Source organism: Pseudomonas savastanoi (genome assembly GCF_020917325.1).
Taxonomy (GTDB): Bacteria; Pseudomonadota; Gammaproteobacteria; order Pseudomonadales; family Pseudomonadaceae; genus Aquipseudomonas; species Aquipseudomonas amygdali.
The window spans coordinates 2227694-2253878 of the sequence record NZ_CP076652.1 but is presented as its reverse complement, the minus strand read 5'-3'; the positions used below and the strand labels follow the sequence as shown (position 1 = coordinate 2253878).

General features: G+C 58.7%; 23 protein-coding genes and 1 pseudogene. 7 read left to right on the top strand and 17 right to left on the bottom strand.

All coding sequences use genetic code 11. From position 1 onward, the window contains the following. The first annotated feature begins 5 nt into the window (after positions 1 to 5). Positions 6 to 767: a uroporphyrinogen-III C-methyltransferase gene (gene cobA, locus KP808_RS09750; RefSeq protein ID WP_058401051.1), complete on the top strand. Its 762-nt coding sequence runs from the start codon at positions 6 to 8 to the stop codon at positions 765 to 767. Positions 768 to 854: 87 nt separating this feature from the next. Here cobA and KP808_RS09745 read toward each other — a convergent pair whose 3' ends face one another. The 8 genes from KP808_RS09745 to ppsA form a co-directional block, all read right to left on the bottom strand. After that, a complete protein-coding gene (locus tag KP808_RS09745) occupies positions 855 to 1889 on the bottom strand; it encodes an OmpA family protein (protein ID WP_058401050.1) in 1035 nt (344 codons plus the stop codon). A 105-nt stretch (positions 1890 to 1994) separates the two neighbouring features. After that, on the bottom strand, positions 1995 to 2585 hold the full coding sequence (gene sigX, locus KP808_RS09740; protein WP_002553043.1) for an RNA polymerase sigma factor SigX: 591 nt from the start codon (positions 2583 to 2585) through the stop codon (positions 1995 to 1997). Positions 2586 to 2667: 82 nt separating this feature from the next. Further along, positions 2668 to 3492 carry a mechanosensitive ion channel family protein gene (locus KP808_RS09735; protein WP_002553042.1) on the bottom strand — a complete coding sequence of 275 codons (825 nt, stop codon included), beginning with the start codon at positions 3490 to 3492 and terminating at the stop codon, positions 2668 to 2670. 2 nt (positions 3493 to 3494) lie between these two features. Further along, positions 3495 to 3743, bottom strand: coding sequence for a hypothetical protein (locus KP808_RS09730; protein ID WP_002553041.1), 249 nt, complete (start codon positions 3741 to 3743; stop codon positions 3495 to 3497). Positions 3744 to 3829: 86 nt separating this feature from the next. Further along, entirely contained in the window at positions 3830 to 4825 is a 996-nt protein-coding gene (locus KP808_RS09725) for a zinc transporter ZntB (protein ID WP_058408918.1), read from the bottom strand. Positions 4826 to 4836: 11 nt separating this feature from the next. After that, complete coding sequence (gene rraA / locus KP808_RS09720; RefSeq protein ID WP_058401048.1) at positions 4837 to 5325, bottom strand: ribonuclease E activity regulator RraA; 489 nt, start codon at positions 5323 to 5325, stop codon at positions 4837 to 4839. A gap of 87 nt (positions 5326 to 5412) precedes the next feature. Then, the gene (locus KP808_RS09715; RefSeq protein WP_058401047.1) at positions 5413 to 6405 is read right to left on the bottom strand and encodes an alpha/beta fold hydrolase; all 993 of its coding nucleotides are present in this window, start codon (positions 6403 to 6405) and stop codon (positions 5413 to 5415) included. A gap of 161 nt (positions 6406 to 6566) precedes the next feature. Further along, on the bottom strand, positions 6567 to 8942 hold the full coding sequence (gene ppsA / locus KP808_RS09710) for a phosphoenolpyruvate synthase (protein WP_004667524.1): 2376 nt from the start codon (positions 8940 to 8942) through the stop codon (positions 6567 to 6569). Positions 8943 to 9135: 193 nt separating this feature from the next. Here ppsA and ppsR point away from each other — a divergent pair, with 193 nt between their 5' ends. Continuing rightward, entirely contained in the window at positions 9136 to 9954 is an 819-nt protein-coding gene (ppsR, locus tag KP808_RS09705) for a posphoenolpyruvate synthetase regulatory kinase/phosphorylase PpsR (protein ID WP_002553036.1), read from the top strand. Positions 9955 to 10007: 53 nt separating this feature from the next. On the opposite strand, the gene prpF is transcribed toward ppsR, so the two are convergent. The 5 genes and pseudogenes from prpF to KP808_RS09680 form a co-directional block, all read right to left on the bottom strand. Next, the gene (prpF, locus tag KP808_RS09700) at positions 10008 to 11189 is read right to left on the bottom strand and encodes a 2-methylaconitate cis-trans isomerase PrpF (RefSeq protein ID WP_230018280.1); all 1182 of its coding nucleotides are present in this window, start codon (positions 11187 to 11189) and stop codon (positions 10008 to 10010) included. Between the two features lie 134 nt (positions 11190 to 11323). Then, a pseudogene (gene acnD, locus KP808_RS09695) lies at positions 11324 to 13913 on the bottom strand (Fe/S-dependent 2-methylisocitrate dehydratase AcnD). A gap of 69 nt (positions 13914 to 13982) precedes the next feature. Next, complete coding sequence (gene prpC / locus KP808_RS09690) at positions 13983 to 15110, bottom strand: bifunctional 2-methylcitrate synthase/citrate synthase (protein WP_058401043.1); 1128 nt, start codon at positions 15108 to 15110, stop codon at positions 13983 to 13985. A gap of 383 nt (positions 15111 to 15493) precedes the next feature. After that, positions 15494 to 16387: a methylisocitrate lyase gene (gene prpB / locus KP808_RS09685; protein WP_230018277.1), complete on the bottom strand. Its 894-nt coding sequence runs from the start codon at positions 16385 to 16387 to the stop codon at positions 15494 to 15496. After that, entirely contained in the window at positions 16384 to 17091 is a 708-nt protein-coding gene (locus KP808_RS09680) for a GntR family transcriptional regulator (RefSeq protein ID WP_122258754.1), read from the bottom strand. Before KP808_RS09680 ends, prpB begins: the two co-directional genes overlap by 4 nt. Before the next feature lie 296 nt (positions 17092 to 17387). Here KP808_RS09680 and rloA point away from each other — a divergent pair, with 296 nt between their 5' ends. The 4 genes from rloA to pabB all read left to right on the top strand — a co-directional run bounded on the left by rloA (position 17388) and on the right by pabB (position 21875). Next, complete coding sequence (rloA, locus tag KP808_RS09675; RefSeq protein WP_122258753.1) at positions 17388 to 17939, top strand: retropepsin-like aspartic peptidase RloA; 552 nt, start codon at positions 17388 to 17390, stop codon at positions 17937 to 17939. Between the two features lie 4 nt (positions 17940 to 17943). Continuing rightward, positions 17944 to 19479, top strand: a complete 1536-nt coding sequence (gene rloB / locus KP808_RS09670; protein WP_005732527.1) for an osmotic stress tolerance membrane protein RloB — start codon at positions 17944 to 17946, stop codon at positions 19477 to 19479. Next, entirely contained in the window at positions 19479 to 20456 is a 978-nt protein-coding gene (locus KP808_RS09665) for an alpha-L-glutamate ligase-like protein (RefSeq protein WP_161936594.1), read from the top strand. The genes rloB and KP808_RS09665 overlap by 1 nt, the downstream gene beginning before the upstream one ends. A 75-nt stretch (positions 20457 to 20531) precedes the next feature. Next, entirely contained in the window at positions 20532 to 21875 is a 1344-nt protein-coding gene (gene pabB / locus KP808_RS09660) for an aminodeoxychorismate synthase component I (protein WP_230018275.1), read from the top strand. 118 nt (positions 21876 to 21993) lie between these two features. Here pabB and thrH read toward each other — a convergent pair whose 3' ends face one another. Beyond that, on the bottom strand, positions 21994 to 22611 hold the full coding sequence (gene thrH, locus KP808_RS09655; protein WP_230018273.1) for a bifunctional phosphoserine phosphatase/homoserine phosphotransferase ThrH: 618 nt from the start codon (positions 22609 to 22611) through the stop codon (positions 21994 to 21996). Between the two features lie 139 nt (positions 22612 to 22750). Between thrH and KP808_RS09650 the strand changes: the two genes are divergently transcribed. After that, positions 22751 to 23485: a phosphoadenylyl-sulfate reductase gene (locus KP808_RS09650; protein WP_230018271.1), complete on the top strand. Its 735-nt coding sequence runs from the start codon at positions 22751 to 22753 to the stop codon at positions 23483 to 23485. A gap of 78 nt (positions 23486 to 23563) precedes the next feature. Here KP808_RS09650 and cysB read toward each other — a convergent pair whose 3' ends face one another. The 3 genes from cysB to KP808_RS09635 all read right to left on the bottom strand — a co-directional run bounded on the left by cysB (position 23564) and on the right by KP808_RS09635 (position 26183). Next, positions 23564 to 24538 carry an HTH-type transcriptional regulator CysB gene (cysB, locus tag KP808_RS09645; protein WP_003382487.1) on the bottom strand — a complete coding sequence of 325 codons (975 nt, stop codon included), beginning with the start codon at positions 24536 to 24538 and terminating at the stop codon, positions 23564 to 23566. A 159-nt stretch (positions 24539 to 24697) separates the two neighbouring features. Next, positions 24698 to 25186, bottom strand: a complete 489-nt coding sequence (locus KP808_RS09640; protein WP_058408926.1) for a universal stress protein — start codon at positions 25184 to 25186, stop codon at positions 24698 to 24700. A gap of 76 nt (positions 25187 to 25262) precedes the next feature. Then, a complete protein-coding gene (locus tag KP808_RS09635; protein ID WP_058401039.1) occupies positions 25263 to 26183 on the bottom strand; it encodes a 5'-nucleotidase in 921 nt (306 codons plus the stop codon). Positions 26184 to 26185: the final 2 nt, after the last annotated feature.

Below are 26185 nucleotides of genomic sequence, written 5' to 3'. Positions count from 1 at the left end.
GCAGCATGAGCGCAAAAGTATGGCTGGTGGGCGCTGGTCCCGGTGACCCGGAATTACTCACCCTCAAGGCAGTGCGAGCCTTGCACGAAGCCGATGTGGTGCTGATCGATGATCTGGTCAATACCGCAGTGCTTGAGCACTGCCCGAATGCGCGAGTTATTGCGGTCGGCAAACGCGGCGGTTGCCGTTCAACGCCACAAGCGTTCATCCATCGCCTGATGCTGCGCTATGTACGTCAGGGCAAATGCGTTGTGCGCCTCAAGGGCGGCGATCCGTGCATCTTTGGCCGTGGCGGTGAAGAGGCGCAGTGGTTGCAGGAACGCGGCGTCGCGGTGGAACTGGTCAACGGCATCACGGCGGGGCTTGCAGGCGCAACACAGTGCGGCATTTCGCTGACCCTGCGCGGCATAAGCCGTGGCGTAACACTGGTCACTGCCCATACCCAGGACGACAGCAGCCTCAACTGGCAGGCCCTCGCGCAAGGCGGAACTACTCTGGTGGTCTACATGGGCGTGGCAAAGCTGGCGGAAATTCGCGAGAGCCTGCTGGCTGGCGGAATGAGTGGCGAGATGCCGGTGGCGATGATCGAGAATGCTTCACTGCCCTGGCAGCGCGAGTGCCGCAGCACGTTGAATGCAATGCAGCGCGACGCCAGCGCTTTCGAGCTGAAGAGCCCTGCCATTCTGGTGATCGGCGCGGTTGCCGCGTGCAGCAATGAGCTGCTGAATCAAACGCTGATGGATCACGCACAGCTGAATGCCGGCTGACCCTGCCCCTTGAGGATCGTCTGCCTGAGCAAATCGCAGGCAAAGAAAAGCCCGGCCTAAGCCGGGCTTTTCAGTATAAGCGGCTAATTACTTAGCTTGAGCTTCTACTTCTGCTTCTACGCGACGGTTAACTGCGCGGCCAGCTTCAGTTGCGTTGTCAGCAACTGGACGGGATTCGCCGTAACCAACCGAGTTTACGCGGCTAGCGCCAACACCGTACTGGTTAACCAGAACCTGTTTAACGGCGTTTGCACGACGCTCGGACAGTTTTTGGTTGTAAGCGTCAGGACCGACGGAGTCAGTGTGACCTTCAACAGTGGTGGTGGTCTGTGGGTACTGCTGCATGAAGTCAGCGAGGTTCTTGATGTCGCCGTAGCTGTTAGGCTTGACTACGGATTTGTCGAAATCGAACTTCACGTCCAGCTCAACACGAACGACTTCAGCAACTGCTGGGCAGCCATCAGCGTCAACGGTTACGTTGGCTGGGGTGTCAGGGCACTTGTCAACGTTGTCGCACACGCCGTCGTTGTCGCTGTCGGAGCACACTTCAGCTACTGGAGCTGGTGCTGCTTCAACTTTCTTGCTGCCGCCACCGAAGTTTACGCCGATACCGACGCTAGGCGCCCACTCGGTGTCGCCCTGGTCGATGTTGTACTGAGCTTCAACGCCAGCACGAGCATAGAAATTGTCGGTGAAGTACAGCTTGGCACCGCCGCCGATGTTGGCGAAGGTGGAACCGTTACGACCGTTGCGACCGTTCTGGCCAATGCTCTGATCGGAGAAACCGGCAGAAACGTATGGACGCAGCATGTCGCCTGGGTTGTTGAAGTGGTACAGAGCGTCCAGAGCGGTGTCGGCGCCCTTGATGTTCTTGCCATCATCGCTACGAACGTTGTGAACTTCGTCGTAGCCCAGACGCAATTCAACGTCGTCGGTCAGGAAGTAGCCAATCGAACCGCCGAACAGGTTGCCGTTGTTTTTGAAATCACGGGCGCTGTCGTACATTTCTTTCTTGGCGAAGCCTTCGATTTCGACTGCGCCTTGGCCTTGAGCCAGAGCGCCGAACGAAGTTGCGGCAACAATAGTACCAATGGCCAAGCCCAAGGTGTTTTTCAGTTTCATCCGTTAAATCCCCATCTGATGATTATTAAGCGGTCCCACACAGGGGGACAACTCAGCGGCGAGTCTACCAGACCTCGCCAGTTCTTTAGAGATATTTGCACCGTATTAAGTTTCGGCGATTCCCGCAAATTTCTCTCGTAATTTATCTAAAGCCCGCTTGTAACGCATTTTCGTTGCGCTCAAGCCCATGTGCATGATGTCAGCAATCTCCTGGAATTCAAGTTCTGCAACAAAACGCAGGACCAGAATCTCCCGATCGATCGGGTTCACATACACAAGCCAGCGATCAAGTCCGCCCCGCTCTTCAGGTTTGGGCGTCTTTTCTTCCGACGCTTCCTCAAGTGGATCCAGACTCAAAGCGTCCATCAAGCGACGCTTACGCCGTTCCTTCCTGTACTGCGTGATGCATTCATTGTAGGTGATGCTGTAAAGCCAAGTCTTAAATTTAGATTTACCTTCAAAATTTTTCAACCCATACAACACCTTAAGCATCACCTCCTGACAGACATCGTCAGCATCGCGATCGTTCCCTAAATAACGTGCGCAGACGTTAAAAAGTGTTCTCTGGTAACGACGCATCAATTCTTCATAAGCCCGCGTCACATTGAACAGCTCAACATGGGCGCGCGCGACCAGCTCCTCATCAGAGAGCTCGCGGGGATCGTAGCGCGTCGAAAACGGTTGAGGTTTATTCAAAACAAATCTTGCCGACAGTCAGGTCAGTGTCCGCCACGGCCTGTATCGGCAACCTGGCGGCATACATTAGCAGGTTAACCGCTTAACGGCTGCTTACTCTCTGCTCGAGCAGGATGCGATTGGAAAACGACACCAGCTCCCCCTCGTCTGTCAGCAACGTTGTTTTGACCGTACCGATTTCCTCGATCTGACCTTCCGTATCGCCCACCCGCACCTGCTGGCCCACCTGAAACAGCTCACGAACATAAATTCCGGCGATGATCTGCCCGGCAATCTCCCGACTGCCGAGGCCCAGGGCAAGCGCCACTGTCAGACCAACGGTAATCAAGGCAATCACAATAACGTGGTTCAGCAGGTCGGTCTTGACCTCAAGCTGGCTGATCGCAACCGAAATACTGATGATGATGACCAGACCCTGAGCAATTCGCCCCAGGCCGGCAGAGTAGTCGATACCTACGCCTTCGGCTGCGCCGCGTACCAGCCCATTGACCAGTTGCGCCAGCAGCACGCCAACCAGCAGCACCAGCGCGGCACCAAATACCTTGGGCAGATACAGCGCCAACATGTCCAGCGTAGCTGAAACCCGCTGCAGCCCCAGCGATTCGGCAGCCGAGACGAGGAAAATCAGTAGGACAAACCAGTAGACGATCTTGCCGATCAGGGTTGAGATCGGCACCTTGACGCCGGCGCGGCCGATAATCTTGGTCAGACCGGTACCGCCGACCAGACGATCCAGGCCCAGTTTGGCCAGCAGTTTGGAAAGCAGCGCGTCGAGCAGTTTGGCGACGACAAAACCCAGCAGCACCACAACAAGGGCGCCGAACAGGTTAGGGATGAAATTTGCGACTTTGGTCCACAATGCAGTCATTGCAGCAAGAAGGCTCTGGGTCCAGAGATTCAATTCCATGCTCAATCAGCCTTATCGATAGAACGGGCACCCGGAATGGTGCGGCGAGAAACAGGAGAGACGTGGGCAGAGCCGTTGTTCACGGCAATCATCAGTGCTTCTGACCAACGGCCCAGCAACCCGAACAACACACCGGCACCGACCTGGCGATTGGCGGTTTTCAGGACGCGTCCCAGACATGCGTCATCATCCCGGCTGGAGGATGAAGAATTGAGCATGTCGCGTAAAGATTCTTCAAACGGATCGTGCATCAGGCACCTCACGTAATGTCAGTCAAAGACGCGACGCGAAAACAACAAGTCACACACGCCCGTCAAAAACCCGGACAAGCCCACGCCTATACCCAGCGCAATCGCTTGAATAGCCACCACTGCCCGACCGCGAGCGCGACAATCAGCGAGCACGCCACCAGAAAGCCGTATGAACTGTCAGAACCGGGTATACCGCCGACATTGATACCCAGCAAACCGGTGAGAAAACTCATGGGCAGGAAGATACCGGTAATGATCCCGAAACGGTACATGGTGCGGTTCATGTGCTCGCGCAAGCGCCGGTCTTCGGACTCCAGCAGCAGCCCTACCCGCTCGCGGGTCAGCTCGAGCTCTTCCAGATAGCGCGTCAGGCTGTTGTTCAGCTCATTCCAGTAATCGGCGTCGTCATGCGCGAACCACGACAATTTGATCCGCGAAAGCTGGCCATAAATATCGCGCTGCGGCCCGAGAAACCGGCGCAGACCGGCTGCGCGTCGACGAATATGCAGCAGCTTGCCATGCTCGGGGCTGTACCGTTCGTCGGCGTCGGTCTTTTCTTCCTCTTCATCGACCGATTCGGTGAGTTCGCCGACCAGGTCCTGCACCTTGTCAGTCAGGTATTGCGCCAGGTACAGGATCAGCTCCGATGCACTGGTGGGGCCTTTGCCCTGCCCCAGCCTCTCGATCAGTTCCTCAGTGGCCCGCAGAGGACGCAGGCGCAGCGAGATCACCCGCTGCGCAGCAGCAAAAATGCGCACCGAGACCATGTCTTCCGGTTCGGCACCGGGGTTGAGGTTCACCCCGCGCAGAAACAGCAGCAACTCTTGCTCCGGCAACGGCAGCAGGCGCGGCCGGGTGTTCTCTTCAAGCAACAGGTCGCAGGCAAATTCGCTCAGACCGCTACCGGTGCGCAGCCATGTATGGGTCTGCGGATGACTGCGATCCCAGTGCAGCCACAGACTTTCCTGCGGCTGCAGCTCAAGGTCCTGCAACTCGGTTCGAGCGATGAAACGCGCCCCGCCTTTACCGTCCAATACGAGGGCATGAACCAGCCCCCACTGCGCGTTTGCTTCATCGAACATGGATACTTCGCTTATTCCGGCATGGTCAGGGGTGAAGGGGAAATGATGACGCCATTGTTGTCGGCATACAGATACTCTCCCGGACGGAAGGTCACACCACCGAAGGTGACCAACACATTCAGGTCACCGATTCCGCGTTTCTCGGTTTTTTTCGGATGGCTGGCCAATGCCTGAACACCCAGATCGGTCTGCGCGATGACGTCAACGTCGCGGATGCAACCGTAAATCAACATACCTTCCCAGCCGCTTTTGGCCGCTTTCTCTGCCAGCATGTCACCGAGCAAGGCACAACGCAGCGAACCACCACCGTCGACCACCAACACCTTGCCCTTGCCGTCGAGCTCGACCTGCTCTTTGACCAGCGAGTTGTCTTCGAAACATTTAACGGTGACGATCTGGCCACCAAACGAATCGCGACCGCCAAAATTGCTGAACATCGGCTCCACGACCTGAATCAGGTCCGGATAGGCGTCACACAGATCGGGGGTGATGTAGTGCATGAGGTCAACTCCTGTCTCGGGATTGATACGGACCGGCCTGATCAATCAGGCGCGACCGGCTGACGCTAACCATAGCGACTTTAACCGCTAACTGCCCACCGCTGCCTGAAACTCTACAACCTGTTCAGGAACATTCTGCTCGTTCAGCCACTCGATGACCCGCGGCCAGACCTGTTGCTGCGCGGCCTTGCTGACCAGCATCCGCACGTGGTCGAAGTCTTCGTCAAAGCCGTGCTCGCGCCCCAGACAAAGAAACTGTTTGTGCTGCTCTGATCCGATCTGATCGAACAGCGTGCGACAGGCCCACACCGGGTCCTGATGATCGCCAGCCGCAGCAACGGCCAGCAACGGCACCTGAACCTCCTTAAGCCCCGCCCACCAGTTGTTGTCGCGCTCGCCAAAACGCCCGAACAGCCCGTGCCAGCGCAAACTTTCCAGCACCAGCCCTATCGGCTCATCTTCCGGCCCGCGCTTGAAACGCGGCCCTGAAACATGTTCGAAGGACCTGAGCAACAGCCGCGCGGACCATTGCAGCGGCGGAATTTTCAGTGGCCAGTACGTGCGGCTGACCTGACTGCCGAACAACGCCACCGACGCTGCAGTTTCCGGCCCCAGGTATTGGCCGCCCAAGGCGGCCGCCAGGGTTGTGCCGCCCAGAGAGTGACCTATCCAGTGCGGTATCTGACCACTTTGCTCGCAGACGAAAGCGGCAATGGCGGGTACGTCGAAACGGGCATAGTCAGCCACACAGTTGGCGCGATAGTTCTGGTTGCGTGCCGACAAACCGTGCCCGCGCATTTCCGGGATCCAGACGTCATAACCGGCACGCGTCAGATACGGCCCAAGACCGATACCTTTGGGCGAATACCAGAAACGCCGGTTGGAAAAACTGCCATGCAGCAGAATCACCGGGATGCCGCGCACATCGGGCTGATCGACCAGCCCCAGTCGGGTCACCACCAGTTCGACGCTGGGGTCCGGGCTGTTGGCTGGCTTGAGACGGTAGACGTCCTCGACAAGATCGCCGCGACGCTCGGCGCTGATCAAGGCAACGGGAAAAAGCTGGCTACTGCTTTGCATATCACTCTTTATCTGGCTTGACAGACGGGATGAAACATCGGGCTCCGGGGCTATCGCGGCACGCCATAAAAAAGGCGGCTTCCGAAGAAACCGCCTCTTTCAAACACCTGAAGCACATGACGGCTCAGGACACCCTCGCGTCACACGAAGGCCGTGTCGCCTCAGACAGGCGCCTGCGCCTCGGCGAGGAAGAACCAGGTTTCCAGCACCGAATCAGGGTTGAGCGATACGCTCTCGATCCCTTGATCCATAAGCCAGCGCGCCAGATCCGGATGGTCGGAAGGGCCTTGGCCGCAGATGCCTATGTATTTGCCCGCCTTGTTGCACGCCTGAATGGCATTGGACAGCAGCTTCTTGACCGCCGGGTTACGCTCGTCGAACAGGTGAGCAATGACGCCGGAGTCGCGATCAAGGCCAAGTGTCAGCTGGGTCAGGTCGTTGGAGCCGATGGAGAAACCGTCGAAATACTCGAGGAACTCTTCGGCCAGAATCGCATTGGACGGCAACTCGCACATCATGATGATGCGCAGGCCGTTTTCGCCACGTTTCAGGCCATTGGCGGCCAGCAGGTCGATGACCTGACTCGCCTCACCCAGCGTCCGGACGAATGGCACCATGATCTCGACGTTGGTCAGGCCCATCTCTTCACGCACGCGCTTGAGCGCACGGCACTCCAGCTCGAAACAGTCGCGGAAGTTCTCGCTGATATAGCGCGAAGCACCGCGAAAGCCCAGCATCGGGTTTTCTTCTTCAGGCTCGTATAGCTTGCCGCCGATCAGGTTCGCGTACTCGTTGGACTTGAAGTCCGACAGACGCACGATGACCTTTTTCGGCGTGAACGCGGCGGCCAGGGTGCTGATGCCCTCGACCAGTTTGTCGACGTAGAAACCGACCGGATCATGGTAACCGGCGATGCGCTTGTCGACGCTTTCCTTGATTTCCGGCGGCAGCAGCGAATAGTTGAGCAGCGCCTTGGGGTGCACGCCGATCATGCGGTTGATGATGAACTCCAGACGCGCAAGACCGACACCGGCGTTGGGCAACTGGGCGAAATCAAACGCACGATCCGGGTTGCCGACGTTCATCATGATCTTGAACGGCAGCTCGGGCATCGCATCGACCGAGTTGGTCTTGATGTCGAAACCCAGCTCGCCTTCAAAGATGTAACCGGTGTCGCCTTCTGCACAGGAAACCGTTACGCCCTGACCATCCTGCAGCGTCTGGGTGGCGTTGCCACAACCGACCACTGCCGGAATGCCCAGCTCGCGCGCGATGATCGCGGCGTGGCAGGTACGACCGCCACGGTTGGTGACAATTGCGCTGGCGCGCTTCATGACCGGTTCCCAGTCCGGGTCGGTCATGTCGGACACCAGCACGTCACCAGGCTGGACCTTGTCCATCTCGGACACGTCCTTGATGATCCGCACCTTGCCTGCGCCGATGCGCTGGCCGATGGCACGACCTTCGACCAGCACCTTGCCGGTCTCCTTGAGCAGGTAGCGTTCCATGACGTTGGCCGAGGCGCGGCTTTTCACGGTTTCCGGACGCGCCTGCACGATGTACAGCTTGCCGTCGTCACCGTCCTTGGCCCATTCGATATCCATCGGGCACTTGTAATGTTTCTCGATGATCATTGCCTGTTTAGCCAGTTCCGAAACTTCGGCATCGGTCAGGCAGAAGCGCGCACGATCAGCAGGCTCTACGTCGATCACCTTGACCGAACGACCAGCCTTGGCTTCTTCGCCGTAAATCATCTTGATAGCCTTGCTACCCAGATTGCGCCGCAGAATCGCCGGACGGCCAGCAGCCAGCGTGTCTTTATGCACGTAGAACTCGTCCGGGTTGACCGCGCCCTGCACAACCGTCTCGCCCAGGCCGTAGGCACCGGTAATGAACACCACATCGCGGAAACCGGATTCGGTGTCGAGGGTGAACATGACGCCCGCCGTTCCGGTTTCGGAACGCACCATACGCTGCACACCCGCCGACAGCGCGACCAGCTTGTGGTCGAAGCCCTGGTGCACGCGATAGGAAATGGCACGGTCATTGAACAGCGAAGCGAAGACTTCCTTGGCAGCGCGGATAACGTTCTCGACACCGCGAATGTTCAGGAAAGTCTCCTGCTGGCCTGCGAACGAGGCATCCGGCAGGTCTTCAGCGGTCGCGGAAGAGCGCACCGCCACCGCCAGGTTCGGATTGCCGGCTGACAGCTCGGCAAATGCAGTACGAATCTGGGCGTTGAGCGTCTCGGGAAACTCGGCTTCCATGATCCACTGGCGAATCTGCGCACCGGTGCGGGCCAGGGCGTTGACGTCATCGACATCGAGCGCGTCCAGCGCAGCATGGATCTGATCGTTCAGACCGCTCAGCTCAAGAAAATCACGGTAAGCCTGGGCCGTAGTCGCGAAGCCGCCGGGCACTGAGACGCCAGCACCTGCGAGGTTGCTGATCATCTCGCCGAGGGACGAGTTTTTGCCCCCCACGTGCTCTACATCATGGACGCCGAGCTTATCGAGGGAAACTACGTACTCTACCAAGGTGATCTCTCCACTAACTGTGTTTGTTGTTGGGAAAAGCTCATTCACCCGAATCACATGTGATGTGACCTCGGGCGTGTCTGGCCGGGCGCAGGCCCATGCCTTGAAACCGTACCTTCAAAAAAGACGCACCTGCAGGCAGGCACGCCTATGATAGCCAGAATTCGTCAACTGCTTAAGGCCTGGGTCAAAAATGAAACGATCTGCTTTCTTCATCTCGGACGGCACCGGTATCACCGCCGAAACCCTGGGCCAGAGCCTGTTGGCACAATTTGAAAACATTACATTCAACAAGTTCACCAGGCCCTATATCGACAGCGTCGAGAAAGCGCGGGCGATGGTACAACAAATCAATAATGCCGCCGACAAGGACGATGTGCGCCCGATCATCTTCGACACGATCGTCAATCAGGACATCCGCGAGATTCTGGCGACGTCCAATGGCTTCATGATCGACATCTTTTCGACCTTCCTCGCCCCGCTGGAGCAGGAGCTTAGTTCACACTCTTCCTATTCGGTGGGCAAATCGCACTCCATCGGGCATAACTCCAACTACATGGAGCGCATCGAGGCAGTCAACTTTGCGCTGGACAACGACGACGGCGCGCGGACGCATTATTACGACAAGGCCGACATCATCCTGGTTGGCGTGTCGCGCTGCGGCAAGACCCCGACCTGCCTGTACATGGCCATGCAATTCGGTATCCGGGCCGCCAACTACCCGCTGACCGAAGATGACATGGAGCGTCTGCAACTGCCTGCGGCACTCAAGGAACACCGCAGCAAACTGTTCGGCCTGACCATCGACCCGGACCGTCTCACCGCAATCCGTCACGAGCGCAAGCCAAACAGCCGCTATTCCAGTTACGCGCAGTGTGAATTCGAAGTGCGCGAGGTAGAGAGCCTGTTCCGCCGCGAGAACATTCCCAACATCAACTCCACGCACTTTTCAGTGGAAGAGATCTCTGCCAAGGTGCTGGTCGAAAAAGGTGTGGAGCGCCGCTTCAAATAACCATTGAAAGTAGCCGCATCAACTGATTTTTGCAGCTGACTGTTTCAGTCGTTTTACTGTGGCACTCGCACCCAGCCTTCCATCAGCACTCTGGCGCTGCGGCTCATGAGGGCTTTGGTGACTTTCCAGTCAGCGCCTTCCTGAACAGCCTGCGCACCGACCCGCAGTGTGCCGGAGGGATGACCGAAGCGCACCGCACTGCGCGCCTGTCCGCCAGCTGCCAGACTGACCAGCGTGCCCGGAATGGCGGCGGCAGTGCCGATGGCAACGGCAGCGGTGCCCATCATCGCGTGATGCAACTTGCCCATCGATACGGCACGCACCAGCAGATCGATATCCTTTGCCACAACAGGTTTGCCACTCGATGACAGGTAATCGGCAGGCGCTGCTACAAAAGCCACCTTGGGTGTGTGCTGGCGCGTCGCGGCTTCATCAATGCTACGAATCAGGCCCATGCGCACGGCACCGTGGGCGCGAATGGTTTCCAGACGGGCGAGCGCCTGCGGATCACCATTGATATCGCCCTGCAACTCGGTACCGCTGTAGCCGATATCGGCGGCGTTGACGAAAATTGTCGGGATACCCGCGTTGATCATGGTCGCTTTCAGGGTGCCTATACCGGGCACTTCAAGGTCGTCTACCAGGTTGCCGGTGGGAAACATCGAGCCACCTGCGCCCTCTTCGTCCGCTGCCGGATCAAGAAACTCCAGCGCCACCTCTGCGGCCGGAAAAGTCACGCCGTCCAGTTCGAAATCGCCGGTTTCCTGTACCTCGCCGTTGCTGACGGGCACATGGGCGATGATGGTCTTGCCGATATTGGCCTGCCAGATACGCACGATGACGACGCCGTCTTGCGGCACACGACCAGCATCGAGCAGACCACTGGCGATAGCAAACGAGCCGACGGCCGCCGACAGGTTGCCGCAATTGCCGCTCCAGTCGATGAAAGGCTTATCGATGGACACCTGGCCGAACAGGTAATCGACATCGTGGTCGGCCTTGGTACTACGCGACACAATGACCGTTTTGCTGGTACTGGACGTCGCCCCGCCCATGCCGTCGATCTGCTTTTCATAGGGGTCCGGGCTGCCGATGACTCGCAGCAGCAACGCATCCCGCGCCGATCCCGGAATCTGTGCGACTTCAGGCAGGTCCGTCAGCCTGAAAAACACACCCTTGCTGGTGCCACCACGCATATAGGTGGCGGGGATGCGGATCTGGGGTGAATGAGCCATGAATTCGTTGTCCTGTTCAAAGAGCGCTACGCGCTCAAAATCGGACGCAGAGCGTCCAGAACTGCATGCCCACGCGGAGCATGGGCACGATAGTGCTCTTGCGCACGCTTATCGTTCCTCACGCTCCAGCGTAGCTACGATGCAGTAGCTTCCAGAAAATCCTGAGCAAAACGCTGCAGTACGCCGCCAGCCTCATAAATAGAAAGCTCTTCGGCAGTGTCCAGACGGCACGTCACCGGCACTTCCACACGTTCACCGTTACGGCGCTGGATCACCAGCGTCAAGGTCGCGCGCGGTGTGCGCTGACCGATCACGTCGAAGGTTTCGCTGCCGTCGATGCCCAGCGTCAGGCGGTTGGTGCCCGGTTTGAACTCCAGCGGCAGCACGCCCATGCCGACCAGGTTGGTGCGATGGATACGTTCGAAGCCTTCTGCGGCAATGGCTTCAACGCCCGCCAGCCTGACACCTTTGGCAGCCCAGTCACGGGACGAACCCTGCCCGTAGTCGGCACCGGCAATGATGATCAACGGTTGCTTGCGGGCCATGTAGGTTTCAATGGCTTCCCACATGCGCGTAACCACGCCCTCGGGTTCGATCCGGGTCAGCGAGCCTTTCCCTGACCTTGCCGTCGACCACCGCCATCTCGTTGACCAGTTGCGGGTTGGCAAAGGTTGCCCGCTGGGCCGTCAAGTGGTCGCCCCGGTGGGTTGCGTAGGAGTTGAAGTCCTCCTCCGGCACGCCCATTTTCGCCAGATACTCGCCCGCAGCACTGTCGAGCATGATCGCGTTGGACGGTGACAGGTGATCGGTGGTGATGTTGTCCGGCAGCACGGCCAGTGCGCGCATGCCCTTGAGCGTGCGCTCTCCGGCCAGCGCGCCTTCCCAATAGGGCGGGCGACGGATGTAAGTGCTCATCGGGCGCCAGTCGTAAAGCGGCTCGACTTTCGGCCCTGTGTGTTCTTCGATGGCGAACATCGGAATGTAGACCTGACGAAACTGCTCCGGCTTCACCGACGCCTGCACCACGGCATCAATCTCTTCGTCGCTCGGCCAAATGTCCTTGAGGCGAATCTCTTTGCCATCGGCCATTCCGAGCACATCGTTTTCGATATCGAACCTGATGGTACCGGCAATGGCGTAGGCCACCACCAGAGGTGGCGAGGCAAGGAAGGCCTGTTTGGCGTAAGGGTGAATACGCCCGTCGAAATTGCGATTACCCGACAACACCGCAGTGGCGTACAGATCGCGGTCGATGATTTCCTGCTGGATCAGTGGGTCCAGCGCGCCGGACATGCCGTTACAGGTGGTACAGGCAAACGCCACGACGCCAAAACCCAATTGCTCCAGCTCGGACGTCAGCCCTGCGGCATCCAGATACAACGCCACGGTTTTCGAGCCCGGTGCCAGCGACGACTTCACCCACGGCTTGCGCATCAGCCCCAGACGATTGGCATTACGCGCCAGCAGGCCTGCCGAAATCACATTGCGCGGGTTGCTGGTGTTGGTGCAACTGGTAATCGCCGCGATGATCACTGCGCCATCCGGCATCTGCCCCGGCACCTCGTCCCACTGTCCGGCAATGCCTCTGGCGGCCAGATCCGCAGTGGCGACCCGCGCATGGGGGTTGGACGGCCCGGCCATGTTGCGCACCACGCTGGACAGGTCGAAGCTCAGCACGCGCTCGTACTCCACTTCGTGCAGGCTGTCCGACCACAAACCGGTGTGCCGCGCATACAGCTCGACGAGTTTTACCTGCTCGTCTTCACGGCCGGTCAGGCGTAGATAATCGATGGTTTGCGAATCAATGGAAAACATTGCCGCCGTCGCGCCGTATTCCGGTGCCATGTTGGAAATCGTCGCCCGGTCACCGAGGGTCAGGCTCGAAGCACCTGCACCATAGAACTCCAGATACGCGCCAACTACCTTCTGCTGACGCAGGTATTCGGTCAGAGCCAGCACCACATCGGTGGCGGTGATACCCGGCTGACGGCGTCCAGTCAGTTCGACGCCGATGATGTCCGGCAGGCGCATCCACGAGGCGCGTCCCAGCATGACGTTCTCGGCCTCGAGGCCGCCGACGCCGATGGCAATCACGCCCAGCGCGTCGACATGTGGCGTGTGGCTGTCTGTCCCCACCAGCGTGTCGGGAAAGGCTACGCCGTCGAGTACCTGCACCACTGGCGACATTTTCTCCAGGTTGATCTGGTGCATGATGCCGTTGCCAGGCGGAATCACTTCGACGTTCTTGAACGCCTGCTTGGTCCAGTCAATGAAATGAAAGCGGTCTTCGTTGCGACGGTCTTCGATGGCGCGGTTCTTTGCGAACGCCTGCGGGTCATTACCGTCGGATTCCACCGCCAGCGAATGGTCGACAATAAGCTGCACCGGCACCACCGGGTTCACCTGCGCAGGATCACCGCCCTGCGAGGCAATCGCATCGCGCAGGCCGGCAAGATCGACCAGTGCGGTCTGCCCCAGAATGTCGTGGCAGACCACCCGCGCAGGGAACCACGGAAAGTCCAGATCACGCTTGCGCTCGATGAGCTGGGTCAAAGAAGCACTCAAGGTCGCAGGATCACAACGGCGCACGAGGTTCTCGGCCAGCACTCGCGAGGTGTAGGGCAGCGTGGCATAAGCGCCGGGCTTGAGCGCCTCGACCGCTGCGCGCGCATCGAAATAGTCCAGTCGGGTGCCAGGGAGCGTTTTGCGAAATTCACTGTTCATTGCGGGACTCGATCACGGAGTGTTCGGAATGCGGGCGGGGAACTCGTCAGCGGCTCCCCTGCCCCCTTTTCAGCGCTGTTCGATGGGCAGGAAGCTGCGCTGTTCGACGCCGGTGTATTCGGCGCTCGGACGGATGATGCGATTGTTGGCGCGCTGTTCGAAAACGTGAGCGGCCCAGCCGGTCAGGCGCGAGCAGACAAAGATCGGGGTGAACAGCTTGGTCGGGATGCCCATGAAGTGGTACGCCGAGGCATGGTAGAAGTCGGCGTTGGGGAACAGTTTCTTCTGCTCCCACATGACCTTGTCGATGGCTTCGGAGACAGGGAACAACACGCTGTCGCCCACCTCGTCGGCAAGCTTCTTCGACCAGCCCTTGATGACCTCGTTGCGCGGGTCGGACTCTTTGTAGATGGCATGACCGAAACCCATGATCTTTTCCTTGCGCTCAAGCATCCCCAAGGTGCCTTTGGTGGCTTCCTCAGCCGAAGCGAAACGCTGGATCATTTCCATCGCGGCCTCGTTGGCACCGCCATGCAGCGGGCCGCGCAACGTGCCGATGGCTGCGGTGACGCAGGAAAACAGGTCCGACAGAGTCGACGCGCAGACGCGGGCAGTGAACGTGGAGGCATTGAATTCATGTTCGGCGTACAGAATCAACGACACGTCCATGACCTTGCGGTGCAGTTCGCTGGGGGACTTATCCAGCAGCAGGTGCAGGAAATGCCCGCCGATGGAGTCTTCAGCGGTTGTGCAGTCAATGCGTTTGCCGTCATGACTGAAGCGATACCAGTAGCACATGATCGCCGGGAACGCCGCGAGCAAACGGTCGGTGGCATCGCGCTGCTGATCGAAACTGCGCTCCGGTTCCAGTGTGCCGAGCATTGACGCGCCGGTGCGCATGACGTCCATCGGGTGAGTGTCGGCGGGAATGCGCTCCAGCACTTCCTTCAGGGCCTGAGGCAGATCGCGCAGGCTCTTGAGTTTATCCAGATAAGCAGCCAGCTGGGCCTGGGTCGGCAGCTCGCCGTACAGCAGCAGGTAGGCAACTTCCTCGAACCGGGCCTCAGCGGCCAGTTCGCGCACGTCATAGCCGCGATACGTCAGCCCGGCGCCCGCCATGCCCACCGTGGACAACGCCGTCTGCCCGGCAACCTGCCCGCGCAGCCCGGCACCACTCAATACTTTTGCTTCAGCCATGATGTTCTCCACTATTGTTTTTGTGTGATGGGACGCAGAGCGTCACGAGATAAATTCACACCGGCAGCGCTCATCGTTGTACATCAGCCCAATGAGCCCGGAAAACGGGGCTCAAACTACGATGATGATCGTTCCCACGCTCCGCGTGGTAATGCATTTCGTGACGCTCCGCGTCACACATTGGAGCCTTGACGCGTGATTCAGTCCGTACGAATGCGGGCCTGAGTTTCGATTACGTTTGCTTTCTCGCCAGGCTGGAGACTTGTGACGCAGAGCGTCACGAACTGCATGCCAACGCGGAGCATTGGCACGATGGTCATCTCAAGACCTGTGTATAACGCTGAGCTTGCAGCGTGGGAACGAGAGTTCTCGTTCTGTGCCCATCAGCCCTTTTTCTGCGCAAACAGCGCGTCGAGTTTCTGCTCGAAGGTGTGGTAGTCGATGGCGTCGTACAGCTCCATGCGCGTCTGCATGCTGTCGACCACGTTCTTCTGGCTGCCATCGCGACGGATTGCGCCGTAGACATTTTCCGCAGCCTTGTTCATGGCGCGGAAGGCAGAAAGCGGATAAAGGACCAGCGACACGTCGGCCGCGCGCAGCTCATCGACGGTAAACAAGGGCGTAGCGCCGAATTCGGTGATATTGGCCAGGATCGACACGCCTGCACGGTTGGCAAATTGCTTGTACATCGCCAGTTCGGTGATTGCCTCTGGAAACACCATGTCTGCGCCCGCTTCGATACAGGCCGCAGCACGCTCAAGTGCCGATTCCAGCCCCTCGACCGCCAGTGCATCGGTGCGCGCCATGATCACGAAACTGTCGTCAGTGCGCGCATCCACGGCGGCTTTGATCCGGTCGACCATTTCCTGCTGCGAGACAATTTCCTTGTTCGGGCGATGCCCGCAGCGCTTGGCACCCACCTGATCCTCAATGTGAATCGCAGCAGCGCCGGCCTTGATCATCGAGCGCACGGTTCGCGCCACATTGAACGCCGAAGAACCGAAACCGGTGTCGACATCCACCAGCAGCGGCAGGTCGCAGACATCGGTGATGCGGCGCACATCAATCAACACGTCCTCAAGACCGGTAATCCCCAGGTCCGGAATGCCCAGTGACCCTGCCGCAACGCCGCCGCCAGACAGGTAAATAGCCTTGAACCCGGCGCGTTTTGCGAGCAGCGCATGATTGGCATTGATTGCGCCGACCACTTGCAACGGCTGTTCACTGGCGACCGCATCGCGGAAACGCTGGCCGGGAGTATTGTTGTTGTGACTCATTGTTCACCTCGGTCGGGAGCCGCCTGGAAGTGGCGCTCGATGTTGCGTCTGGATGCACCGATATGGCGGCGCATCAACAATTCAGCCAGCTCACCGTCGCGATCAGCGATGGCATCAAGAATGCGGTGATGTTCGGCAAAGGCCTGACGAGGCCGGTTGGGCGTTGTGGAATACTGGATGCGGTACATGCGCACCAGTTGGTACAGCTCGCCACACAGCATCTGGCTGAGGGTACGATTGCGGCTGCCCTGGATGATCCGGTAATGAAAATCGAAATCACCCTCCTGCTGGTAATAGCCGATGCCCGCCTGAAACGCAGCATCGCGCTCATGGGTGTCAAGGACGCCGCGCAATTCATCGATCTCGGCCTGGGTCATACGCTCGGCGGCCAGGCGGCAGGCCATCCCTTCCAGAGACTCACGGATCTCATAAAGCTCGATCAGCTCGGCATGGCTGAGCGCGACAACACGTGCACCGACGTGCGGCACGCGCACCACCAGTCGCTGCCCTTCGAGCCGGTGAATGGCTTCACGTAACGGCCCGCGACTGATGCCGTAGGTGCGCGCCAGCTCCGGTTCGGAGATCTTGCTACCGGGGGCGATCTCGCCTTTCACAATAGCGGATTGAATGCGTCGGAAAACGTTCTCGGAGAGGGTTTCCGACTCATCAACGACTGCTACTGCCTTCTCGACCGCACCCAGCATTGTCGACACCTTTAGCCTTTTAAGACGCAAATCTAGCCATAAACTGCAAATCAGTCAAAGCAAAACAAAGGATTGTCGACAATATATCGAAAGGACGTCAAAGGTTCCTGCGAGAGAACCTGAACAGACATACAGGTTGATCACTGGCAGCGCCGAGGCTTCATGCTAGAATGCGCCGCGTCCGCACAGCACGCTCCGCACCGGAGCGGCGACTGCGAACTGCCTGCCCTATCACCCTCAGGTCAACTCCATTTGCGCCCTGACCCTGAAGTTGTTCGCTCATCGCGCCAGGATTTATGAGACTGACTAGCCTGCCCACATTGCTCTGCCTGCTGTTCTTTTCCGGCCTGCTGCTGCCCAGCGTCAGCCTGGCCGCCAACAAGACAGTCTATGGCCTCAACGAATACGCCAGCCTCATTGAAATCGACGTCGAGATTGCCGCCAAACTGGATACGGGGGCCAAGACCGCTTCACTGAGCGCCCGCGACATCAAGCATTTCAAACGCAATGGCGAAAGCTGGGTGCGCTTCTATATAGCCAGCGACAGCAAGCATATACACCCCATAGAACGACCTCTGGCCCGGGTCAGCAAGATCAAGCGCCGCGCCGACGACGTTGACCCGAATGAAGAAAATAAATACTCGTCACGTCCGGTGATCAACCTCGATATCTGTATGGGTGAAGCTTTACGCACCATCGAAGTGAACTTGACTGACCGAAGTGCTTTCCAATATCCGCTTTTGATCGGCTCCGAAGCGTTGAAACGCTTCGATGCGCTGGTCGATCCAAGTCTTAAATATGCGGCAGGGAAGCCCGGCTGCGCTTCCGTCGCTCAAAACGCAGAGTAAACCCATGCGCTCTCTTACACTCCATCTGAAGATCCTGATCACTGCCCTTGTGACCCTGGGCATCGCGATCACGGCCTATCAGATACTGGCGCTCGGCATACCCGTCACCGAAGACGAAACCGATGACCTGTGGAATATCGACGCCAAAGTCGAATTCATCGCCAATCCAAAGGATTCGGTGAAGGTCCAGATGTTCGTGCCGCCACTGGCCCACGACTACATCAGCCTCAATGAAAGCTTCATCTCGAACAATTACGGCGTCAGCGTCAACCGTGCTGACGGCAATCGCAAGGTCACCTGGTCGGCCCGTCGCGCCACCGGCAACCAGACGCTTTACTACCGCCTGGTACTGACCAAGCGCTACAGCGGTGAGAAACCCAAGGTCAAAGGGCCGATCTTTCGCGACAGCATGACCGTCGAAGGCCCCGAAAAAATTGCAGCCGAGGCTTTGCTGGCCCCCATTCGCCAGCACTCTGCGGACGTGGAAACCTTCATCACCGAAGCCATCAAACGCGTCAACAACCTGAATGACGATAACGTCAAGCTGCTGCTGGCCGGTGATAACTCGGCCTCCAACAAGGCCCGGGTCACCGAGCTGCTGCTGTCGATCGCCCACGTACCACTGGAAAAGGCCCACACCATTCGCCTGGATGCCGAGCAGCAGACGCCGGAACTCTGGCTGCGCAGCTTCAATGGCAAGGAATGGCTGTACTTCAACCCGGATACCGGTGAAGCCGGTCTGCCGGATGATCGCCTGTTGTGGTGGACCGGTGAAGACGCCCTGGTCAGTGTAGAAGGGGGCAAGAAAGTGCAAGTCACGTTCAGCCTCAATAACAGTGAAATGAACGCCATGCGTCTCGCCAAACTGACCGACGCCAGCACCGACTCCGACTTCCTCGCCTATTCTCTCTACGGGCTGCCACTGCAAACCCAGCAGACCTTCATGGTCATGGTCATGATCCCGATTGGCGTACTGGTCATCCTGATCCTGCGCAACCTGATCGGCCTGCAGACACTGGGCACTTTCACGCCCGTGCTGATTGCCTTGGCGTTCCGCGAAACCCAACTGGGTTTCGGCATTATTCTGTTTACGGTGATCACCGCTCTGGGCTTGTCATTGCGCTCGTACCTGGAGCACCTGAAGTTGCAAATGCTGCCGCGCCTGTCGGTTGTACTGACCTTCGTTGTGGTGCTGATTGCGGCCATCAGCCTGTTCAGCCACAAGCTGGGGCTCGAACGCGGGCTTTCGGTGGCGCTGTTCCCGATGGTGATCCTGACCATGACCATCGAACGCCTGTCGATTACCTGGGAAGAGCGTGGCGGCAGCCACGCCATGAAAGTCGCGATCGGCACACTGTTCGCGGCATCGTTGGCACACCTGATCATGAGCGTGCCGGAACTGACCTATTTCGTTTTCACCTTCCCGGCAGTGCTGTTGATACTGGTCGGCTTCATGCTGGCGATGGGTAGATACCGTGGCTATCGCCTGACCGAACTGATGCGCTTCAAGGCTTTTCTGAAAGAGGAAAAGACTAAATGATCGGCTGGTGGAAGACCTGGAAGGCGCTTGAGGCCCGCGGCATTATGGGCATCAATCGGCGTAACGCCGACTATGTGCTCAAGTACAACAAGCGCAGCCTTTATCCGGTCGTCGATGACAAGATCATCACCAAGGAGCGGGCCATCGCGGCAGGTATTCACGTGCCGGAAATGTACGGAGTGATTTCCACGGAAAAGGAAATCGACCGGCTTGACGATATCATCGGCGCGCACAGCGACTTCGTGATCAAGCCCGCTCAGGGCGCAGGCGGCGACGGCATTCTGGTCATCGCCGACCGTTTCGAGGAGCGTTTTCGTACCGTCTCGGGACGCATCATCAGCCACGCGGAAATCGAGCATCAGGTGTCCAGCATCCTCACGGGCCTTTATTCGCTGGGCGGACACCGTGACCGGGCGCTGATCGAATACCGGGTTGTTCCGGACCCGATCTTCAAAAGCATCAGTTATGAAGGCGTGCCGGACATCCGCGTCATCGTGCTGATGGGCTATCCGGTGATGGCCATGCTGCGCCTCCCGACCCGCCAGTCAGGTGGCAAGGCCAACCTGCATCAGGGCGCGATTGGCGTCGGTGTGGACCTGGCCACCGGCGTCACCCTGCAAGGCACCTGGCTGAACAACATCATCAGCAAGCACCCGGACACCACCCATTCGGTGGACGGCGTGCAACTGCCCAACTGGGACGGTTTCATGAAGCTTGCCGCCGAGTGTTACGAGCTGTGTGGTCTGGGCTACATCGGTGTCGATATGGTGCTGGACCAGGACAAGGGCCCGCTGATTCTGGAACTCAATGCCCGTCCCGGCCTGAACATTCAGATCGCCAATGACAGTGGCCTGACCCATCGCACTCAGGCCGTCGAGGCGCGTCTGGAGCAGCTGGCTCTTGAAGGACGCCAGGAATCGGCGCAGGAGCGGGTCAGCTTTGTCCAGGACCTGTTCGGTCACGTGCCCGGCGTCTGAACGGACATACCGCTAGGACTGCCGCATCGGCAAGGCTACAATCGCCAGCCGCGTTTCCAAGACCGATATTCGACGATGCCGATCTGCTCGATACACCCCCTGCCCTACAGCGCCGACCCGATCGCGTTCTTTGCGCGAATCCGCGAAGCGCCGGGTGCGGTGCTGCTCGACAGCGGCAGGCCGACAGCCGTTCGGGGCCGACATGACCTGCTCAGCGCATGGCCGCTGCAGGAACTGAGCGTTACCGATGACGAGGACGGAGCCACCTATCTCCAGCGCTTGCGCGACAGTCTCGAGGCGCTCGGCACAGCACAGCTGCCTGACGGATGCGAACTGCCCTTCGCTGGCGGCCTGATCGGTTATCTGAGCTATGAGTTTGGTCGACGCCTGGAACCGCTACCGGATCAGGCCATTGACGACCTGCAACTGCCCGAAGCGCGCCTGGCGCTCTACGCCTGGGCGCTGATCAGCGATCATCAGCATCAGACCAGCCAGCTTGTCTTTCACCCGACGCTGGCCGAGACTGAGCGCAAACGTCTGATTGAGCTGTTCTCTGTCAGCGTCACTCAACCACCCACCGTTTTCCGGCTCAGCCAGGCGTTTCAGGCCAGCATCAGTGCGGACGACTATCGACAGGCTTTCGAACGCATTCAGGCCTACATCCAGGCGGGAGACTGTTATCAGGTCAACTTCGCGCAACGCTTTCAGGCGCAATGTACTGGCGACCCGTGGGCCGCTTATTGTGCACTGCGAGCGGCTTGCCCGACGCCGTTCGCCGGCTACCTGAGCCTGCCGGGGCACGATGCAATCCTGAGCCTTTCTCCGGAACGCTTCGTGCGGGTCAGCGCCAGACAGGTCGAAACCCGCCCCATCAAAGGTACGCGGCCGCGCAGCCCGGACGCCGCAGAGGATGCCGCGTTCGCCAACGAGCTGCTGGCCAGCGAAAAGGACCGCGCTGAAAACCTGATGATCGTTGACCTGCTGCGCAACGACCTCGGCCGCAGTTGCCGCATCGGCTCGGTGAAAGTCCCCGAGCTGTTCAGCCTCGAAAGCTACCCCAACGTGCACCATCTGGTGAGCAGCGTGACCGGGGAGCTGGCCGCTGGCAACGATGCTCTGGACCTGATCGGTGGCAGCTTCCCCGGTGGCTCCATCACGGGCGCGCCGAAGATCCGCGCCATGCAGATCATCGACGAGCTGGAGCCGACCCGACGCAGCCTGTATTGCGGCTCGTTGATGTACCTGGACGTACGCGGCGAAATGGACAGCTCGATCGCCATCCGCAGCCTGCTGGTCAAGGATGGGCGCATTTCCTGTTGGGGCGGCGGCGGCATTGTGGCGGACTCGAACTGCGAGGCCGAATATCAGGAAACCTTCACCAAGGTCCGTGTGCTGCTGGAAACGCTTGAGGCGCTCTGAGATCCTGCGCGATACGCCTACCTCGCTCCGACTATCGTGCCAATGCTCCGCGTTGGCATGCCTTTCTGGACGCTCCGCGTCCGATCTTGCGCAGGAACCAGAAGTGTAAGCCCTGCGTCTAGAGCGGCAGATCCCGATTCGACGCCTTGATGAACTCTTTTTTCAGCTCATCAAAGGTATGCACCGCCGGAAACTGCGGGAACTCGCGGATCACGTTGTCGGGGGCATGAAACAGGATACCGGCGTCGGCCTCGCCCAGCATGGTGGTGTCGTTGTAGGAGTCGCCCGCCGCAATGATCCGGTAGTACAGGCTTTTGAACGCCAGTACCGACTGACGCTTGGGGTCTTTCTGACGCAACTGGTAACTGACCACCCGGCCGGTTTCATCAGTAATCAGGCGATGACATAGCAGGGTCGGAAAACCCAATTGGCGCATTAGCGGCTGCGAGAACTCGTAGAAGGTGTCGGACAGAATCACTACTTGAAAACGCTCGCGCAACCAGTTGACGAACTCCACTGCACCTTCCAGCGGCTGGAGGGTGGCGATCACTTCCTGAATATCCGACAGCTTCAGACCGTGCTCATCGAGAATACGCAGGCGCTGCTTCATCAGGACGTCGTAGTCGGGAATGTCCCGAGTAGTTGCGCGCAGTGATTCAATACCGGTTTTTTCGGCAAAGGCGATCCATATTTCCGGGACAAGCACACCTTCCAGATCCAGACAGGCAATTTCCACAGCACACTCCTCAAGGCTTTGACTATCAACGCAGGCAGCACTCTAGCCGCTGGTAACGGCCACTGAACAGTGGATTTTGTTACCATTGCCGCCATCACGAGCGCTTAAGCGCCACTCTTGCATTTTAGGAAGCCGCCTGATGAGCCAACCTTTCGACGTCGCTGAACTGGCGACGACCTATGCGAACAAGTCTGCACAAGACATTCTGAAACTGGCCTTCGAACACTTCGGTGACGAACTATGGATCTCCTTCAGCGGCGCCGAAGACGTCGTGCTGGTAGACATGGCCTGGAAACTGAACAAAAACGTCAAGGTCTTCAGTCTCGACACCGGACGCCTGCACCCGGAAACCTATCGTTTCATTGAACAGGTCCGTGACCACTACAAGATCGAGATCGAAATCATCTCGCCGGATCAGAGCAAGCTCGAACCTTTCGTCAAGGAAAAAGGCCTGTTCAGCTTTTACCGGGATGGTCATGGCGAATGCTGCGGCGTACGCAAGATCGAACCGCTGCGCCGCAAACTGTCTGGCGTCACAGCCTGGGCCACCGGCCAGCGCCGCGACCAGAGCCCTGGCACACGCAGCGCCGTTGCCGCACTGGAAATCGACAGCGCGTTCTCGACCGCCGAACGCACGCTGTACAAATTCAACCCGTTGGCGCAGATGAGCAGCGAAGAAATCTGGGGCTACATCCGCATGCTGGAACTGCCTTACAACAGCCTGCACGAGCGCGGGTTCATCAGCATCGGCTGCGAACCCTGCACCCGCCCGGTATTGCCGAACCAGCACGAGCGCGAAGGTCGCTGGTGGTGGGAAGAAGCCACACAGAAGGAATGCGGGCTGCATGCGGGCAACCTGATAGTGCGCGACTGACGCCGCCAGAGGCACGCCTCAACCTGCAAGTTACAGGTCAAAGCGCGTACGGCTCTGACTTGTAACTTGCCGCTGCTACTAGTGCACCGGCAACTCGACGTTGGCAAACAGCTCTTCCATTTCCTGTTTGTTATGGCACTGAATCGCCTTGGCCATGACTTCACGGGTCAGGTGCGGGGCAAACTTTTCGATGAAATCGCACATAAAGCCACGCAGGAAGGTGCCGCGACGGAAAGCGATCTTGGTCACGCTGGACTCGAACAGGTCGCTGGCGTCCAGTACCACCAGATCGCTGTCGACCTCTTCGTCTACCGCCATCCTTGCAACAATGCCCACGCCCAGATTCAGTCTGACGTAGGTCTTGATCACGTCAGCATCCGCAGCCGTAAACACGACCTTGGGCACCAGCCCCCGATGACTGAACGCTTCATCGAGCTTGGAGCGGCCGGTAAAACCGAATACGTAAGTCACAATCGGGTACTCGGCCAGCAGCTCCAGCGTGAGCTTGGGCACCTTGGTCAACGGGTGGCCCTGTGGCACAACAACGCAACGGTTCCAGCGATAGCACGGCATCATCACCAGATCGCTGAACTGCTCAAGCGCTTCGGTGGCAATCGCGAAATCGACCGTCCCGTCAGCAGCCATTTCGGCGATCTGCATTGGCGAGCCCTGATGCATGTGCAAGGCCACGTCAGGGTACTGCTTGATGAAATTACTGATGACCGGCGGCAACGCATAGCGCGCCTGGGTGTGAGTGGTTGCGATCGACAGTGTGCCTTTCTTCTCGTTGGAGAACTCCTGGGCAATCTGCTTGATGCTTTCGACCTTGCGCAGAATCTCGCCTGCGGTGGTGATAATCCGCTCGCCTGCGGGTGTCACGCGCGTCAGGTGCTTGCCGCTACGGGCGAAAACCTCGACGCCCAGCTCGTCTTCAAGCAGACGAATCTGCTTGCTGATGCCGGGCTGGGAGGTGTAAAGGCTCTGGGCCGTCGCAGAAACGTTGAGGTCGTGGTGCGCCACTTCCCAAATGTAGCGCAGTTGTTGGAGCTTCATATGTATCCCTCAAAGCAGATAAACCCTATGGGTATCAGCGACGGTATATAACTGGATTAATGGTGAGACGAATAATTCTAGAACTTTTTATCACCTTTGTAAGGTGATCGCACGCTCGATTTCACTAAAACCACCAATTGAACCTTCCTCTCCCTACCCTCACTCCTTTTTCAACATCATCGGAACCATGTAGACCGGCACGTCGGAAAATTGCAGGACCCTGGCAGCCGTCCGGCCTATCGAGGTGCCCTCTTCTATCCTGCGACTGTGACTGCCCACCACCAGCAAATCCACCTCCAGCTTGTGCGCCTGCTCGATAATCACACTGGCAGGCTCTCCCTGAACGACACGCACCGTACGAATCAGGGAGAGGTCCGCGTGGCCGTCTCCCAGTTCTTCACGAAAGCCGTCGAGCATTCGTTGCTCTATGGCGTCCAGAAACGTATTAACACCCTTGCCACGAAGCTCTTTCAAGGCCTCCTCGCCCAGATGGCTCTGCAATACCGACTCGGCGAACAGCCCCAAGGGCTCAACGACATGGATTACATACAGCCCTGCGTTGAACGTTCGAGCCAGCGCCAGCGCGTGCTGCGTTACATAAGGCGCGTACAGACCAAGGTCTGTGGCATACAGCATCGAACGAACCATACAACCTCCCGAACAACCGGAATGGCGGAGATTGACTCAGCGTAGCAGCGCATCATCGGCTGCGACGACGGACTTCTCAGCCACCGTTGGCAAGCGGCGTTATTTCATTGCTGATGCCATGCGGAACATGTCCGGTTGCCACTACTTCACGCGCCTTTTCGCAGTGACCGGGCTGATCGTCGAAGAACACATCGGCAGCAAATGCTTCAAGAAAGGCCGACTTCTGCAAGCCGCCGAGAAACAGCGACTCGTCGAGACGAATGTCCCATTCGCGCAAGGTGCGGATCACCCGTTCATGTGCAGGTGCCGAGCGGGCCGTGACCAGCGCGGTACGAATCGGGCAGCTCGCATCGGGAAACTCACGCTGCAATTGATAGAGCGCGGCGAGAAACGGTTTGAAGGGGCCACCACGCAGAGGCTCGCGCGCCGACTCACGCTCGCTGGCCTGAAAGGCAGCCAGGCCGCCGCTCTGGTAAACCCGCTCCGATTCGTCGGAAAACAACACGGCGTCACCATCGAACGCAATCCGCAGCTCGGCGCTGGCTGCACGCCGCGCACCGCCAGAAAGGATGGTCGCCGCAGCAAAACCGGCATCCAGCGCGCTGCGCACATCCTCGGCATGGGTCGACAGAAACAGATGGCAGCCAAACGCAGCCAGATAAGGATAAGGACTGCGCCCACCCGCGAAGGCGGCACGGCTGATGTCCAGGCCGTAATGCTGGATCGAGTTGAACACCCGCAGGCCGGTATCGGCGCTGTTGCGCGACACCAGCACCACTTCCACGCGCGCCTTGTCCAGGCTGGCATTGAGGCTCAGGAGTTTTTCAACCAGCGGGAAAGCGTCGCCCTGCTCGAGAATCTCATCCTCGTGCTCGATCTGATACTTGCGGTAGGCCTCCACGCCGTCGGCCATATACACGTCGTGGCTGTCGCGAAGATCGAACAGCGCCCGCGATGAAATCGCCAGCACCAGCTTATGGCCATCAGCCTCTGTCATGA